This window comes from Dyella acidiphila, assembly GCF_014863405.1.
Classification (GTDB): domain Bacteria; phylum Pseudomonadota; class Gammaproteobacteria; order Xanthomonadales; family Rhodanobacteraceae; genus Dyella_B; species Dyella_B acidiphila.
The window spans coordinates 1-15647 of the sequence record NZ_JACZZA010000013.1 but is presented as its reverse complement, the minus strand read 5'-3'; the positions used below and the strand labels follow the sequence as shown (position 1 = coordinate 15647).

Annotated in this window: 13 protein-coding genes; 10 read left to right on the top strand and 3 right to left on the bottom strand. The window is 58.0% G+C overall.

Annotated features, from left to right (window positions below):
- Positions 1–576: 576 nt before the first annotated feature.
- From IGX34_RS22160 to IGX34_RS18325, 8 genes are all read left to right on the top strand, one after another.
- Positions 577–5355 carry an RHS repeat domain-containing protein gene (locus IGX34_RS22160; RefSeq protein ID WP_338015506.1) on the top strand — a complete coding sequence of 1593 codons (4779 nt, stop codon included), beginning with the start codon at positions 577–579 and terminating at the stop codon, positions 5353–5355.
- A 13-nt stretch (positions 5356–5368) separates the two neighbouring features.
- Positions 5369–5869: a hypothetical protein gene (locus IGX34_RS18355; RefSeq protein ID WP_192557198.1), complete on the top strand. Its 501-nt coding sequence runs from the start codon at positions 5369–5371 to the stop codon at positions 5867–5869.
- 421 nt (positions 5870–6290) lie between these two features.
- Positions 6291–6728, top strand: a complete 438-nt coding sequence (locus IGX34_RS18350) for a hypothetical protein (RefSeq protein WP_192557197.1) — start codon at positions 6291–6293, stop codon at positions 6726–6728.
- 86 nt (positions 6729–6814) lie between these two features.
- Positions 6815–7357 (top strand): hypothetical protein, encoded by a 543-nt coding sequence (locus IGX34_RS18345; protein WP_192557196.1) that lies wholly within the window; start codon positions 6815–6817, stop codon positions 7355–7357.
- A 95-nt stretch (positions 7358–7452) separates the two neighbouring features.
- Positions 7453–7629 carry a colicin E3/pyocin S6 family cytotoxin gene (locus tag IGX34_RS22530; RefSeq protein ID WP_192557195.1) on the top strand — a complete coding sequence of 59 codons (177 nt, stop codon included), beginning with the start codon at positions 7453–7455 and terminating at the stop codon, positions 7627–7629.
- Positions 7626–7901 (top strand): DUF6980 family protein, encoded by a 276-nt coding sequence (locus IGX34_RS18335; protein ID WP_192557194.1) that lies wholly within the window; start codon positions 7626–7628, stop codon positions 7899–7901. Before IGX34_RS22530 ends, IGX34_RS18335 begins: the two co-directional genes overlap by 4 nt.
- Positions 7902–8018: 117 nt before the next feature.
- Positions 8019–8654 (top strand): hypothetical protein, encoded by a 636-nt coding sequence (locus IGX34_RS18330; RefSeq protein ID WP_192557193.1) that lies wholly within the window; start codon positions 8019–8021, stop codon positions 8652–8654.
- A 2-nt stretch (positions 8655–8656) separates the two neighbouring features.
- Positions 8657–9766, top strand: coding sequence for an alpha/beta hydrolase (locus IGX34_RS18325; protein ID WP_338015505.1), 1110 nt, complete (start codon positions 8657–8659; stop codon positions 9764–9766).
- A 21-nt stretch (positions 9767–9787) separates the two neighbouring features.
- Here the strand turns inward: IGX34_RS18325 and IGX34_RS18320 are convergent, their stop codons facing one another.
- The 3 genes from IGX34_RS18320 to IGX34_RS18310 form a co-directional block, all read right to left on the bottom strand.
- Complete coding sequence (locus IGX34_RS18320) at positions 9788–10321, bottom strand: dihydrofolate reductase family protein (protein WP_192557192.1); 534 nt, start codon at positions 10319–10321, stop codon at positions 9788–9790.
- 138 nt (positions 10322–10459) lie between these two features.
- Positions 10460–11974 (bottom strand): glycosyltransferase family 39 protein, encoded by a 1515-nt coding sequence (locus IGX34_RS18315; RefSeq protein WP_338015504.1) that lies wholly within the window; start codon positions 11972–11974, stop codon positions 10460–10462.
- Between the two features lie 191 nt (positions 11975–12165).
- Positions 12166–13932: a M61 metallopeptidase family protein gene (locus IGX34_RS18310; protein ID WP_192557191.1), complete on the bottom strand. Its 1767-nt coding sequence runs from the start codon at positions 13930–13932 to the stop codon at positions 12166–12168.
- Between the two features lie 437 nt (positions 13933–14369).
- On the opposite strand from IGX34_RS18310, the gene IGX34_RS18305 reads away from it, so the two are divergent.
- Together IGX34_RS18305 and IGX34_RS18300 are read left to right on the top strand one after the other, a co-directional pair.
- Positions 14370–14873: a Cif family virulence factor gene (locus IGX34_RS18305; RefSeq protein ID WP_192557190.1), complete on the top strand. Its 504-nt coding sequence runs from the start codon at positions 14370–14372 to the stop codon at positions 14871–14873.
- Positions 14822–15553 (top strand): histidine kinase, encoded by a 732-nt coding sequence (locus IGX34_RS18300; RefSeq protein ID WP_192557189.1) that lies wholly within the window; start codon positions 14822–14824, stop codon positions 15551–15553. The genes IGX34_RS18305 and IGX34_RS18300 overlap by 52 nt, the downstream gene beginning before the upstream one ends.
- Positions 15554–15647 lie beyond the last annotated feature (94 nt).

The window sequence follows — 15647 nt, the reverse complement described above, 5'->3', positions numbered from 1 at the left end:
CTGCTTGGCATCGCGACGCTGAGCGCATTCGCGCTGGCGCTGCCACAGGCCACCTCGCCTGAGCGCGTCAGCAGTGCGCAGCACACCTACTTCATGCCGCCTTCGGCCGAGGTCGGCCAGATATTGCTGCCGGACGGGCGCACGTTCGAGGTGCATGGCGGCGATGGGGTGGCTTATCTGATCGATGGCAATAAGCGCCGCCAACTCGCGCTGCCAGAGCCTCGGCGCTTTGCATCCGTCACCGTGATGCCCGGCGGCCAGGTGCTGCTGTGGGGCGGTATCGATGCGCGGGGCGAGGTGCTGGCGTCGGGTGAATGGTTCAATCCTTCAACTGCTCGTTTCGTGCCTACCGGCGTGTTGGGTTTGCCGGCGCGCGCAGGCCATACGCTGACGGTGCTCAGTGATGGTCGGCTGCTGATGGCCGGCGGCTGGTCCAGTGACGGCACTCCTGCTACGCAGTCCATGGCATGGGCGCCTATCTCGCATCAGTCCACAGTGCTGGGCGATGTGCAGTCGCCGCGCATGGATGCGCTGGCTGTGCTGCAAGCCGATGGCAGCGTGCGTATCGAAGGTGGCGTGGATGTGCGCGGCATGGCGATGTCCAGTGCGGTGCGCTTCGATCCTGCGCAGGCGCGTTTCAGCCCGCTGTCGCATGGCATCGCCGCGGCCGCGGCTGCCCCAAGCATGCTTGCGCTGCCTGATGTGGACATGCATGCGGCGCCGATCCAAGGCCCGCTGACCTTGCGCTTCACCACGCCCATGGATGTGCGCTCGCTCAGCACCAAGACCGTGACCTTGCTGGGTCCGGAAGGGGCGTTGCCGATTCAGGTGGTCGGCACCAACGAAGGCCGCCAGGCGTTTGTGCAGTTGCCGGATGATCTCTATCCGGGTTCGCGCTATACCTTGTTCGTTAAAGGATTGCGCGCTGCCGACGGTACGGCGTTGCCGTATGCGGCCGTGGGCTTCGATACCGCCCATACGACAGCCACGGGCGTGGTGATGGCCGGGCAGGGAGCGCTGCCGACACCGCGCTCTACAGCTGCGGATGTCCCGGTATCGAATGAGCCGCCGCTCTATGTAATGGCGGGCGGTGCGCGGGCTTCTGCGTGCGACGCGAGCAAGGACCAGCTCTGCCGCGAACACGGTTTCGTGCGCGATGGCGCCTTCTATCCCGGTCAGAACAATGCCCCCAATGACACCGGGCCGCACTGGCGTCTATATGCGAATCATCAAAGCCTTCCCGATACGCACGTACTCGAAGCGAGCCTTCCAAAGGGCACTACGGCTCTGATCGGGCAGATCCGTCAGATCGACGAAACACCTGTCGCGAATGTCGAAGTGAGCGTCAGCGGCCAGGTCGTGAAAACCGACGCCCACGGCGTGTTTATCCTCAAGGGCCTTGCTGCAGGCCGCAACGAAGTCTTTGTCGATGGCGGCCCCGCCAGCCACGGGGACTTAAATTACGGCCGCTTCTTGGTCGGCGCTGATGTGAAAGCGAAAACCATCACGCACATGCCGTACGTGATGTACTTGCCACGTATCCTGCCGCGTGACGAGATTACGCTGCCCACACCTACCAATCGCGAGGTAGTGTTGCGCCATCCGGAGTTGCCCGGTCTCGAACTGCACATTCCGGCCGGTGCCGTGTTCAAGGACCGTAGTGGCCACGTTCTTGATCACATCGCCATCGTGCCGACGCCAGTCGACCATGCTCCCTTCCCGCTTCCCGACAACTTTCCGATGTACTTCACCATCCAGCCTGGCGATGCGGTGGTGCAGGGCTTGACGCCGGATGCGGCCAAGGGCATCCGGGTGGTGTATCCGAATTACGGTCACAACAAGCCGAATACGGCCAGCAACTTCTGGGTCTACAGCGCCAAGGACGGCTGGCAGATGTACGGCGGCGGCCATGTGACGCGCGACGCTGCTCAGATTGCTCCCGATCCGGGCGTAGCCCTGGTGTGGGCAATGGGTGCCGGTGTGTCGCTGAGTAGTGCTAGCAGCGGTAATGGAGTCAAGAACGACAACAAGTGCGAAGGCGATCCGGTAGATACGCAGACGGGCACGTTCTTCCACGAATGGAACGACCTGGCCATCAGCGATGTGCTGCCTTTGAAGCTGACGCGCGCCTATGATTCGGCCGACACCACTTCGCATGTCTTCGGCATCGGCGGCAACGCCAATTTCAATATCCATCTGTATAGCAGCGATGGTTCCTTCACCACCCCGCAGCTCATTTTGCCGTGCGGGCAGGCGATTGCCTTCAACCTGGTAACGGGCACTTCCACGAACTGGCCGTTGACCGGCGATGTATGGGAGCACACCGCCACCAACTCGGCGTTCTACGGCGCCACGCTGCAGTTCTTCACCGGCACTCCGATCGGCGAGTACTGGCAGCTGAATATGAAGGACGGCACGGAGTACGGCTTCGAAAGCGACGTGCCCAACCAGTTGAAATGGGTCCAGGATCGCTATGGCAACCAGACACTGTTCAACTACAACGGCGGCCTGGTCGACCAGATCGTATCGCCCAGCGGTCGCACAATCACCTTGAACTACGATGGCAGTAACCGGGTGAAGAGTGCGGTGGACAACAGCGGCCGCACCGTCGGCTACGCCTATAACAGCGCCGGTGGCCTGGCCACGGTGACCTATCCGGACCAGACCACCGAGCAATACACCTATGACAGCAGCAATCGCATGCTGGCCATCCAGGACCGACGTGGAAATACCAAGATCACCAATCAATACGATGCGAACGGACGCGTCACCAAGCAGACCTACGCCGACAGCACGTACTACCAGTTTGCTTACACCATCAACAGCAGCAATGTAGTGACGGCCACCACCATCACGGATCTGAACGGCAACCAGGAACAGGTGGCATTCGATCCGGTAAGTGGCTACGCCAGTTCAGATACGCATGCTTACGGCACGCCGCTGGCGCAAACGATGACCTATGTACGTGAGCCGTCGGGTTTGATCGACAGCAAAACCGATGCATTGAGTCGCACAACCGCGTACACCTACGACGCCACGGGCAATGTATTGTCGGTGACGCAGTTGTCGGGAACGTCCAGCGCGGTGACTACGCATTTCAGCTATACGAGTCTCTACAACCAGATCGCTTCGGTTACTGATCCGCTCGGCCATGCCATCAGCTTTAGCTATACCGACGGATGCCTTACGCAAATCACCGATGCCTTGGGGCATAGCAGCAACATCCAGTGCAATGGCGCCGGCCAACCGACCTCGGTGCAGGACGCGCTCGGCAATACTACGGTGTTTTCCTATCAGGGTTATGACCTGCAGAGCGTGACCGATCCGCTGAACCGCACCGTAAACTATGCGGTGGACACGCTTGGGCGCCGCACCGCCACGCGTGACCCCATGGGCAATGTCAATCTGGTCCAATACGACAGCAACGATCGGGTCGTTTCCAGCACGGATGCGCTCAACCAGACCACTGCGATCACTTACGACGGCAACGGCAATATTCTCACCGTCACGCTGCCCAACACCGGTGTGATCCAATATGCCTACGATGCCCGCAATCGTCTGATCAAACACATCGACGCGATGAATCAAAGCGAGTCGTGGACCTATGACGGCATGGGACACGTCATCACTCACACGGACCGCAAAGGACAGGCTGCCGACATCAGCTACGACGCGTTGAACCGAAGAAGCCTGGTGTCCTTTGCCGACGGTTCCGGTATCCAGGCCAGTTATGACGCCGGCAACCGCTTGACGGGTTTGGCCGATTCGGTCTCCGGCACTCTGGGCTGGACCTACGACGGCCTCAATCACGTCCTCGCGGCAAGCGGTCCGCAGGGCAGCGTCAGCTATACCTACGACGCCAATGGCCGGCGCATCAGTATGACTGCCGCGTCGCAAGCTGTGGCCAACTATACGTACGACAATGCTGATCGTCTGACGAACATAAGCCAGGGCAATGAAACGGTGCAGCTGGGGTACGACGCCGACAGCCGCCGCACCATCATGACGCTTCCCAATGGCATCACCGTCAACTATGGCTACGATGTGGCTAGCGAGTTGACCGGGCTGACCTACACGCAAAGCAATGGCACACAGTTGGGAAGCCTGGTTTACGGCTATGACATCGATGGGCGCCGAATCAGTAAAACGGGCAGTTTTGCCACGGACACACTGCCTACCCCGACCACGCAGCCAGCAAGTTTCGACCTCAACGATCGTCAGACCAGCTTCAATGGTGCGGCGCTCAGTTATGACGCCGATGGCAACCTGACCAGCGACGGTACTAATACCTACACATGGAACGCGCGCAACCAGCTGACCCAGGTCAGCCAGAACGGCAATGTGCAGTTGAGCTATAGCTACGATGCCATGGGTCGCCGCATTGCAAAAAACGTGCAGGGAACGGCAACGCAGTTTCTATATGACGGCACCAATCTCGTGCAGGAAATGCAGGGAACAGGCGTTAACCCGATCCTCATTGGGCCGGGCATGGATGAGCGGTTTGCGCGAAACGATGTGACGGGACGTACTTATTTCCTGACCGACGCACTCAACAGCACGATCGCGCTGACCGATCCGAACGGTGCGATAAAACAGCAATACAGCTACGACACCTACGGCAATGTAACGCCGACCGACACCACGACAGGGTTTACAAACCCTTATCAATACACCGGGCGCGAAGCCGATTCGCCGGGCCTTTATTACTATCGTGCGCGTTATTACAGCCCGATGATGGAAGGGTTTATCAGCGAAGATCCGCTCGCATTCGGTGGTGGGCAGACCAGCTTCTATGCCTATGGCGATGGCAATCCGGTTATGTACCGGGATCCCAATGGGCAGGAATGGGTCACCGCCATCATTGGTGGCATAGCGGGTGGTGTCGCCGGGTATGAGGCTGGCGGCTGGCAAGGCGCCGTGGCCGGTGCCTTGATTGGTGGAGCGGTTGGATTCTTTGCGCCGCAATGGTCCGCTGCCGCCGCCACGTGGGCGGGTGAAGGCATTGCCGGGATGTTTGCTGCTACTGGCACCACCGTCGGGCTTGGAGCTGGCAGTGGTTTCGCATCAACCGTCGCCGGAAACCTGCTCTATGATGCAACGCGGCCGCCTTGCAAAAAGGCCAAGGATTGGAATGATGACTGGGCCTTCGGTACGATCCTGGGAGGCATGGCGCCATTGATGAGCGGCGAGGCTTTTGCCGCCGGTGCCGGCGAAGAAGCTGTCGGCGGAACGGCTTCAAATGTCTTTTCCGGACTTACCGGTGCCGTCAATGCCGTTGGTACAGCCATGGATCCCAAGGCTGATCACGGGTTCGGTCCGTCTAGTGATGAAAGCGATTGTCAGTGCCAGCAGTAGAGGATCGAATCAGATGAGTGTCGCGTCACGGAACCGCTTCAAGTTCAAAGGTTTCATCCCGGGTTTCGTGGCGCTGATGCTTTTCGCGGGACTGTGGATTTTTTTCGCCTGCGTGATACCCAAGGCGGGCGGAGGCTTGGGTGGCGTGGTTTTCTGCCTTGGTGTCGCCGTGCTTTTGCTGGCCTTGGGAAGGGTGTTCTTAATCGGCAAATTGGACCTGGTCATGGATGATCAAGGTGTGGCGCGTTTTTTGGGGGGAAAGGAAATCCAGTCGATTCCATGGGCGAACGTGCAACGCATCGTGGCCTATCCAGTACGTGCCGCTGGAGCCAGCCGCAATGTCACCGCCTACAACATCCTGGCGTTGCCATCATCTGCGGCACGCTCGAAGACACGGAAGATCTATTTCAACGATCAATCCACGGACCTGACTGCGCTTCTGGATTGCCTGAATTTTTACGCGGCAAAGCATGGGCTTAAAGTGGAGCTCGCGCTGAAAGACGGGGTTGGTTGACTGCGACCAAAGGGGTTGCGACCAAACGGGTCAGAACACTTTTCTAGACCTGCCTTGTGGTCGAACTTTCACCACACAGCCGAGCTTTGCCTCAATGACCGCCTGGAAGCGGTTGGTTTCCAGTGCGCGCCGTCGTTGAAGGTGTGCGTGGATATCGGAGTGTGGAGCGCGCATTTCTCTTGTTTGGCGGCCTCATGCAACAGTCGCAAATAGCGTCGATAGTTTTGATCGGATGGGAAACAGGGTTGCCGATTATTTCCGCGTTGAACCACATGTTGCGAAAAGCCGGTGAGATTGAGGCGAGGCTGGCGTGGCATGATGAGGCTGCCGGTATCAAGATCGATAGGTGTGGGGCAGCTAATGTGGCAACACCCGATCTTTCATGTCTCAGACATTTCGCCCAATTTGGCGGACATTAGTCATGATTACGAGCTTCATTTTGAGTTTTGCCTTTCTCTTTTTTGATGCAGGGCAGATGAACACTGTTCCTGGCACGAGTGCTGCGCCGGTAGAGATGAGGTCAAGTGTGGACGACTTGTCCAAGGCTGCTGCGCTAGGAGATGCCTTGGCCGCCGCGAAGCTGAGTGACTATTTTAGATATGAAAGAAATATGGACCCCAAATGGAAATATTGGGCGCTTGTTGCTGCTGAAAATGGAGATGTGGCGTCCCAATTTGATGAGTACAACATTCTTTCAGACAGCAGTGATCCTCTGGTGAAAAGGCGCGCCTTTTATTGGCTAAAGAAATCTGCGCAAGGCGGCTTTCCATACTCGAAGATAGAGTTTCAAAACTGTTTCCCATCTGGGAAGTTTGAAAGTCTCAAGCAGGGCTGCTTGGGCTCCGGCGCGCATCATTGAATTGAGAGGGGTCCGGCTCAAAAAATCAGGGCACTTTTTTTGTTGGCGTAAAGTGCGACCTTGCTTCCGTGATGATGGTTGCGTCAATGTCTATTAACTACCGAGAAGTTGGAAGAGTGCTAAGCGAGATCCGTAAGAACGGACGCGCGGGCCTCGCCACGGCTCATTCCAGCGCGATCGCCTATTTGCAATGTCAGATGGAAGCGGCGGACGGGAGCGAGGATCTCTCTTTCCTGTATCACCGGATGGCCGATCAACACTCTCTTTATCGCCATACCGATGAGCAGGAAAAAACCTGGTCGCAAATTATGGCTTTGTTTCCGCAGGATCCTTTGAGCTGGATCGGGGCAAGCGGCTTTTATATGTTTGAAAATCCGGATCCAGCCAAAGCCGTAGCTTTGGCCGAAACAGGATTGCGCGTCGCCCAGGACGTCGGCCACTTCGTTATTAATGCCGCCAGCCATTTATGCCGTGTAGCCAAGCAGCAGGGCAACCATGCGTTGATGGAAAAGACGATTGCGTATCTTGTTGCCTATAAACGGCCGCTCAAATCGATGGATGCCGCCTATGAGTGCGATTTCCTCAAGGGCCTTCCCGATGGGGCGATAAATGAGTTGCTAGTTCAGTAACTTAAGGCATTCTGCAAGCATTGAGCGTACCGGGGATCAGGGGGAGAAGAGGGTAGGTACATTTTCCTTTTTCGGTTGACCCGGGTTTTGACGGCATGGCGCGGGGGCGCAGAACGAACGGCAAATCTGGTAAAAGGCGGTACTACGAGTGGGGCTACGCGCGTACCCACATCGAGGAATATGACGGCAACGGTCGCCGTTGCGATCCATTGGACGGTCAAACAGGCGAATCAACAAAGCCTCCTGTTCCCGGCAAAGATATCGATATATGAGCACCTTTTTACATTGCTGTGAATCGTTGAAACTTGCTTGCGACGATCCTGATTCACCGGTAACTTTCAAGCCGAAGTTCCGTGAATATGGGATCAAAGTATTAGATGGCGGAACAAGCTCCATAGCCATTTCGTTCTGCCCTTGGAGCGGGCATAAGCTTCCCGAAAGTCTGAGAGATGAATGGTTCAGTCGCCTGCAAGCGCAAGGTTTCAATCCAGGAGTCGATCTTGTTCCATTGGAATTTCAGGATGAGCGGTGGTACACGAAATAAAAAAGCTTGAGTTGGGTTTTTAGTACACGTCTTACGTCATCAAGAGACTATGAGGTGCCCTTGTTACTCGGAGTCATTCGAAGTGCGGATATAACATTGCTCATTGATAAGACAGGTGTGAAAAATTTCAAATGGTTACTTACAGTGGCGTCGCTTGCTTGCGCATGCATGGGCTCCGTGCATGCACAAAGTGAACCGAATGCTGCTGAGAACCAGCAGGCTGTGATTAAACGGGTGCTCGGCGACTTTCTTAAAAGTGAATTTGATGGAAGTGAAGATGCGAGGCAGAAAGATGCGGCCTTCGGCCCATCAAGTGCCGAAGCAAAGTCCTTTCTTCAGGATCCCGGGGCCCTTACGGGGCAGATCGTTGACATTGCGGCTGACCCTGTCGAGATAGTGAAGAGCTTCACCGTAGAAAGCGTAAATGTTGGCGCCCATGGCGTAAGCGCCAATGTGGTATTTCATGTGCTCGCCCTGGCCTCCTCAGAAAATGGGGTTCGCTCCATCTCATCGCACGAGGAAGATGAAACAATAGTCTATGAGATGGCTTTTGCTGCCGGCCGATGGATGGTTTTTGATCCGCCTATGCCAAGGATCAGCGCCGGCGTGGTTGTCAATGGTCTTCAGTTGCACATCAAAGGCATGGATTCGATCTTCAAAGATCGCTCACAGATGTCTGAGGCACAGCAAAAGACCTATAAGGGCTATCAGGATCAACTGAGTCAGCTGAACGAGCTTATGCGTCAGCCCTGATTGTGTCGTCGAACCATCACTGTGAGCTGCCGATGAGCCGCCCTTCCCTTGTTCGCATTGCTTCGGCATTACTGGTCCTGTCGCTAGCTAGCGTGCCACTGGCATCTGCTGGCACCAATGAAGCGCCTTTTCCAACGGCTGCCGCGCTATGCCACCACACTGCAATTGCCGAAGAAGGTTTTGTGCCGATCGGCGGCATCGAGCAGTGGGTGACTATCCATGGCGCGCACTGCGACAGCCCCGTGGTGCTGTTTATCCACGGCGGCCCGGGCAATCCGTTGAGTCCATTCGCAGCCAAGGTCTACGGATCGTGGGAATCCAGGTTCACCCTGGTGCAATGGGATCAGCGCGGCGCCGGCAAGACCTTTGGGCACAATCCCGGCAGCGCGCAGGCGTCGCTGAGCATCGAGCAGATGAGTCAGGATGGCATCGCCTTGGCGCAGTACCTCACCGCGCATCTGGGTCAAAAGAAAATTATCTTGATGGGCAGTTCGTGGGGATCGGTATTGGCCGTGCATATGGCGATGGCGCGGCCGGACCTGTTCTATGCCTATGTGGGATCCAGCCAGTTGGTGGATGGCGAGCAGAATGCGTCGGCGGCGTATCGACAAGCCCTGGATCGGGCGCGCCGTATCGGCGACACCGGCAGCGTTACGAAGCTTGTCGCGCTCGGAGCGCCACCTTGGACCGATCCGCACAGCTTCGGTGCGCTGCGGCGTATTACCCGTCGCTATGAAGCGTCGGCCAGCACGGCTGCGCCCGCCGACTGGTGGCAGCCTGCGCCAGCTTATACCGGCACATCCGTGCAGCAGGAAGAAGATGCGGGGGAGGACTATTCCTATTTGCAGTATGTGGGCAAGGATGGTCACGGCATGTTCTGGCAGATCAACCTGCCGGCACTAGGCGGCGAATTTCGCATCCCCGTATTCCTTGTGCAGGGCGCGGAGGATCTCAACACCGTGCCGCCAATGACCAAGCACTATTTCGACACGCTGCATGCACCACAAAAGGCCTACGTGCTCGTGCCGCACACCGGACATGATCCCAATGTGGCCATGGTCGATGCGCAATACAGATTGCTGATCCAGCGTGTGCTGCCGTTAACCAAGTGAGTCGATCGGACCGACGCGCCGCTAAGCAGGCACGTACGTCAACCTGATCATGTCCTCGCCGATTAACTCGCTGGCCACGAAGCGGAGCGGTGGCCGCGGGCCGGCGAAGAATGGCGTGCCACGACCAAGCACTATGGGGCGGAAGTAGAGTCGATACTCATCGATCAGGCCGAGCTCGGCCAGGCTGTGCGCCAGCTCTGGTCCGGCGACGTCGATCTCCCCGGCGAGGTCGGCCTTCAATCCTCTTATTGCCGCCTCGATGTCATTGGCGACAAGCGTGGCATTCGGGCCGACCGACGTCAGCGAGCGCGACACCACCCACTTCGGTTTGCTTTGCCACATTGCAGCGAAGGCGCGATCCTCCGCGTCCCAATTCGGATGATCATGGTCCCAATACCGCATGACCTCGTACATGCGGCGGCCGTACAGCATGCCGGCCAGACCGCGCGTTTGCTCCACGAAGTAACGGGAGGCTGCCGGATCAGGCGGGCCTAATTCCATGTGGTCGACATAGCCATCCAGCGACTGCATCAATCCGAACACAAGCTTTGCCATGGGAAATCTCCCCTTGTGGGTCTTCAGGACGGTGGTGGTGCGAGTGCCCTACTCACTGAAGATGACGGATGGCGGCGCTGGAATTCGACACGATATCCAGGAAAATTTTGTTAATTTCGGCGGGTGCCCGCTCGTGCATTACCCAAATTCGGGCCCATGACTCCAGAGCTCGCTCCATGGCTTGCGCATGGGGCCGCAGACAAAGATGTCGGGGTGATCCTCGCTTTCTTCATTGACGACACCCCATGCATTACCGGAGTGGCCCGCGAGGCGGCAGCCGATAAAGAGTTCATCGACGCGCTCGCGTGAACTTCCCAGCACGATCACGGTGCGTGGCGGTGTCTGTGGATAGCCACGCAGCCATCCCGAATTGACCATGGTGATCGGTGCCGGCAGGCCATAGGCCTGCCCGAGCAGAGCGATGGCGCCTTGCTCCCCGTAATTGCCCACCACGATGCCCAGATCGGCCTGCTGGTCGGCGGGCAGCGCATTCCGAATGGCTGCGACTCGCGCGACGAGCTCGTTCCAGCCGACTTTCTCGCGCAAATCGTTGTTCCTTTTCAGCGCGAAGTCCCGTAGTGGGCTGCTTTCCGTCATCGGCATGATGATCAGCGCCGCATAGATACCGATCGCTGCAACGCCACTGAAAATCAGCGCCCGCCATACCGGGCGCAAGCTGAGCAACCACCGCTCGCCGATCACGGACCCCATGGCCAGCAGCATCGGATACGCCGCGCTGACGTAGTAGAAGCGACCGCGCAGCAGCAGGAACAAGAGCAGCGGGACGATGTACATCCAGGCCAGCATGCGGTAGCGGCGCGCCCGGCAGTATCCGATCAAGCCTGCGATCCAGACCGGCGCGGCAAACAGGTTGGCATTGATGAGGAATTGATCGCGCAGGAAGCCATCCGCGCGCCCCTCATTCACGTCGCGCGCGTGGATACTTTGCAGAAACTGATAGGAAATGAAATCGTGCCTGGCGAGCCAGACGAGGTTGGGCGCAAACACGAGCAGCGCAACACCTGCGCCGGCCCAAAGCCAGCGGCTGGCAAAGTACCGCCGCGCATCGGTGAGCAGCACGCCAGCCAGCACGCCGGCCAGCTCAAACGCGATCGAATACTTCGTCTGCAGTCCAAGCCCGGCAAACACGCCGATCGCCACCCACCAGCGTTGGTCGTCATCGCGCAGCAGGCGGATCACGCTCCAGGCGATAAGCACCCACCACAACATATCGAACGATGAGTACTGGAACATGGTGGCATTCCCCATGGGCGCCGGTGACAGCCCAACGGCGATCGCCGCGAAGACCTGGGCCAGGCGGCCACCACCCAGGTCACGCGCCATCAGGCCGCTGACCAGAATCACCACGCACTGGGCCAGTACCGAGAACAGCCGCAGCCCCACCAGCGACAGGCCAAACATCTTGAGCCCCACATGCTCCAGCGCCGACGTCAGCGGTGGGTAGGGCACGAAGCCCCAGTCCAGATGCTGGGCGTCGCTCAAGAACTGGAGTTCATCCCGATGGAAGCCGTATAGCCCGTTGGTCAGCATGTGGGCCATGCCAAAGAGCAGGGCAATGATGAGTACCGGGGTGATGCTTGTAGTGGTAGACAACGTCTCGCTGGGAAGTTTGGACAAGTTGCGGCTATGCACGTGCAGCTCCCCTGGGTCGTTGAATCCAGATATTCACCGGTCAGCGACCGCCGGACTACCTGCTTGGGGCCGGATTGACTTGATACGGGGACCAAAGGCGGCCCACCGGGGACAAGCGGTGGCTGACATTGGCGTTCTCGGTCAGCTCTGGGCGAGCTCTCGTGTCGGGTTTTATGCCCTCGCCAACTAAATCACCGGTCACGAGATGCGGCGATGGCGGTGCCTTGGTGCGGACACCTTTGCTCCGCGCCCGCGCCCGACAGGCGCCAATTCATCCCTGGCACCGATCCGGAACGCGGGTTGTAGCTGACCATCAGCGGAGACGTGCCCCGCCGAATCGGGATATGAATCAGGCTGACGAAACTTCCTGCGATGGGATTGATGTCGATGGTTTCGGCAATGACATCGCCGTCCCGCAAGCCTGCCTTGTCGGCGTTTGAACCTTTGACGACGCCCGAAACTGCTTCATTCGCCATCACGCGTATTGGCTTGGCAAAGCCAAGGTCGAAGATGCCGACTTGGGTGGCGCTACCGGCCAGGCAAGTACCAAAGGCACCCGCAGCGGGCATGATCAATTGCCCATCCATCATGTGCTGCCAATCGGCCAGCGCCCACGCGCCAACTTGGTCTTTAAGTACCGCAGTCCACGTCGCATCCGTGGCCGGGGCGCCGTGTTCGATCCGCTCGCTGGTGGCATTGACCAAATCAAGCACGGTCAAGGTGGAATGATGTAGCCGTAGCTTTGCATCCAGATCGGCGAAATAAAGCGCGCCGCGCGCGTAGGGCAGCATCCACGCGTTGCGTCCTGACCACATCACCTTGGCCAACTGCTGGTTGGAGACATCCCGCAAGGCGTTGGTGTAGTACTCGGCGGCCTCTTCATTCACCAGGTCAAGGTATTGCCGCGGGGTATAAAGCCCGGCCGCCCAGGGCAATATTTCAGAGAAATAATCCGCGGTGCCCTCGGTGTACCAATCGCCCTCATCGCCTGGTGCGTCGTCAAGATCTTTCATCAAGCTGTGCACCATTTCGTGCGCAACCAGATTATGCAGCTCGACCCGTCCCGCATCGAAGCCGGTGGGCAAATAAAGCATGAAAGAGCTGTCCGACGATCGGCCGCTATCGATCGGGCCGCCGTCATACGATCGAATAAGAAAGCGATACGGTTGCGATGGCGGTATGCGAAACGCCTTGCGTTCGGCTTCGTATGCGCGCGCAGTCCAGTTGGCCGCGGTTTTCAACTGTTCCTCTGGCAAGCCCAAGGCATAAACATGGAAGCCGTCGCTATGGCCGCTCGGCGCATAGGTTTTTACCGGGCCGGCGAGAAACAGCATGTCATCCAATTTGCCGGCGTTGAACACACCGGAAAAGTCGCCGATGCCGTTCGAAGAAACGGCCATCTGCCCTGACGGCAACTGCCAATGCAAATGAACCCGAAAAGCTTCACTGCGATTATCAGGCAACAGCAAGAAGCCTACGAACGCGCCGGAAAGGCCGCCACCAGCGGCCTGCAGATCGATATGCGGGCCGCGTTTGGATGGCTTTGCAGCTGCCACCGGAACAACGTAGGCAATGTGCAGCGATCCGCTTGTCGGTCGTGCTGCAGTCCAGACTTGAAAGTTTCCATCGTTCGTCTGCTTTGCGACAGGCGGCGCAAGTTCAACGGCGCCCTTGTCGTCAGTCACGCGTAACTGCGTGACCTGATCGCTCGTGCGAAGCAGCGACGGCGCCAGCGTGTCGAGCGCCAGGGCTGGCCTGCTTGCCGGTTCTTTTGAAGGGGATAGGACGTAATGAACGGATATGCCGGTAGCGGTGTTGTCGGCATTGAGCACAGGCGCCAGCGTTATATCGAGAGTGCGCTGATCGTTCGTGAGCGTATTTGCGAACAGCGCGGTCGTGCAGAAGAGGGCAGCAATACCGACGAGGCTCAAGAAGTGGCGGCGGCGTGGATGATTCATAGGCACTCGCGAAAACTGGGATTTTTCAGGCTAAAGATAGTTGGCACGCCGATCACGTTTTGAGATGCGCCATCAGCGAAAAAAGCTTAGATGGACATCACGTCACAGGCCGCACCTTTTACCGCCTGATTGGATTATTGGCACTGGCTATGGGTACAAACGGACCGCATGGCTTGTACATATCTTTGTAAATCAGTTGTTTAGATGGGGTGACTGGTGCTCGGGGAAGTTTGATGTGACGTCATGGCCCGTATGCAGCCCAAGCTTGTGGCGGACATTCTCAGGAGATAGCCGTCGAGCGAAGACCCTCGGGAAGCCGGACTTCGAGAGACTGAAGCATTTCACCGCATTTTTGGCACGGCCTGCCTCATAGCGATGGCCGCCGGATTCCTCGCCGTGCCTAATGTCCGGGCGACCACTCGATGGAGTCCGGTGTTATGAAGCATTTACTGGCATGTCTGCCGATTTCCCTTTTACTGCTGGTACCGCCGCAGGCTCGTGCATCGGAGCCTGCTGGAGGCGCTGCGGATCGTGCGGAGATACAACAGCTCATCGAACACTTTAAGTCCGCCATCATCGCTAAGGACGGTGCCTCCTTGCGTGGTATGTTTTTGCCGGGTGGCTCCTGGCTTCAAGGATTGGACAAGGCGTCGTTGGATCTCATGCGCACCAAAATGGCCAATCTCAAGCAGTTCTCTTCGGGAACCTATGAGGGATTCGCCGAGTTTGTGAGCAAGGCGCCCAAACCGATCGAGGAAGTCTTTCATAACGTACGTATTGAGACGGACGGCACGGTGGGCATGGTGTACTTTGACTACCAGTTCCTGGAAGACAACAAGGTCCAGAACCATGGCGTCGAAACCTGGCAGCTGGTGCATACGCAAGACGGATGGAAAATCAGCGCGATGCTCTATTCCGTCACGATGGACCGCATGCGCTGATGCCTGGCGAGGTTGGCCGGGGCAGTCTCTCGGGAAAGGGGGAGTTTTCTAAGACAATGGTAGCCAGCCCTTCTCGCGACTCACAAACTGGCCTGCCGATGCGGGCGTCGCTGATGGCGAGTCTGCCGATCGCCCTATGCATGGGGGTGATGGCGCTACCGGAACTCGGTAACGTCTACGCTGGCGCGTTTCGCGCCTTCTATGCCGCGTGCTTCCTTGTGTGGGTCGTGCCGACAAGTTTGGTGCAGCGCGCGATGTGGCGTCGCGAAACCGGCGCATGGTCGAGTGCCTTGGTGTTGCTCTTCATCACCTATACCTTTTCGGCCACCAGCAATGCGCTATCCGAGATCGTTGCGGTTCATTGGGGCCTGCTTCCTGGGTATCAGTTTCGCCGTATTTTTATGGGCTTGGACGGCTGCTGGCTGGCGTTGATCGCATACTGCGCCATTCATGAGATCTTGCATCACTACGACGCCTTGCAACGTTCGCGACGTCGCGAAGCGGAAGCCAACGCGCTGGCGCGCGAGGCGGGGCTGCGCGCTCTGCAATACCAGCTTCAGCCTCATTTTCTATTCAATACGCTCAATAGCATTTCCGCACTGATCGCCGACGGGCGAAGCAGCGACGCGACCCGCATTGAGTGGCCTGCACTAACTGGTCCAGATGTAGGGTTAGTTTAAGCAGCGAGCTTCAGATGTACATCCTGGATGGCTGGCAGGACAGCTTCAGGAGCCGGTGGCCGATAATTCAACGCGCTATGCGGCCGAACCGTGT

What these genes read in the sequence shown, in the direction of transcription:
- IGX34_RS18355 (WP_192557198.1), top strand. Translation starts at nt 5,369, where the DNA reads ATGAGTGTCGCGTCACGGAACCGCTTCAAGTTCAAAGGTTTCATCCCG.
- IGX34_RS18350 (WP_192557197.1), top strand. Translation starts at nt 6,291, where the DNA reads ATGATTACGAGCTTCATTTTGAGTTTTGCCTTTCTCTTTTTTGATGCA.
- IGX34_RS18345 (WP_192557196.1), top strand. Translation starts at nt 6,815, where the DNA reads ATGTCTATTAACTACCGAGAAGTTGGAAGAGTGCTAAGCGAGATCCGT.
- IGX34_RS22530 (WP_192557195.1), top strand. Translation starts at nt 7,453, where the DNA reads ATGGCGCGGGGGCGCAGAACGAACGGCAAATCTGGTAAAAGGCGGTAC.
- IGX34_RS18335 (WP_192557194.1), top strand. Translation starts at nt 7,626, where the DNA reads ATGAGCACCTTTTTACATTGCTGTGAATCGTTGAAACTTGCTTGCGAC.
- IGX34_RS18320 (WP_192557192.1), bottom strand. Translation starts at nt 10,321, where the DNA reads ATGGCAAAGCTTGTGTTCGGATTGATGCAGTCGCTGGATGGCTATGTC.
- IGX34_RS18310 (WP_192557191.1), bottom strand. Translation starts at nt 13,932, where the DNA reads ATGAATCATCCACGCCGCCGCCACTTCTTGAGCCTCGTCGGTATTGCT.
- IGX34_RS18305 (WP_192557190.1), top strand. Translation starts at nt 14,370, where the DNA reads ATGAAGCATTTACTGGCATGTCTGCCGATTTCCCTTTTACTGCTGGTA.
- IGX34_RS18300 (WP_192557189.1), top strand. Translation starts at nt 14,822, where the DNA reads ATGGAAAATCAGCGCGATGCTCTATTCCGTCACGATGGACCGCATGCG.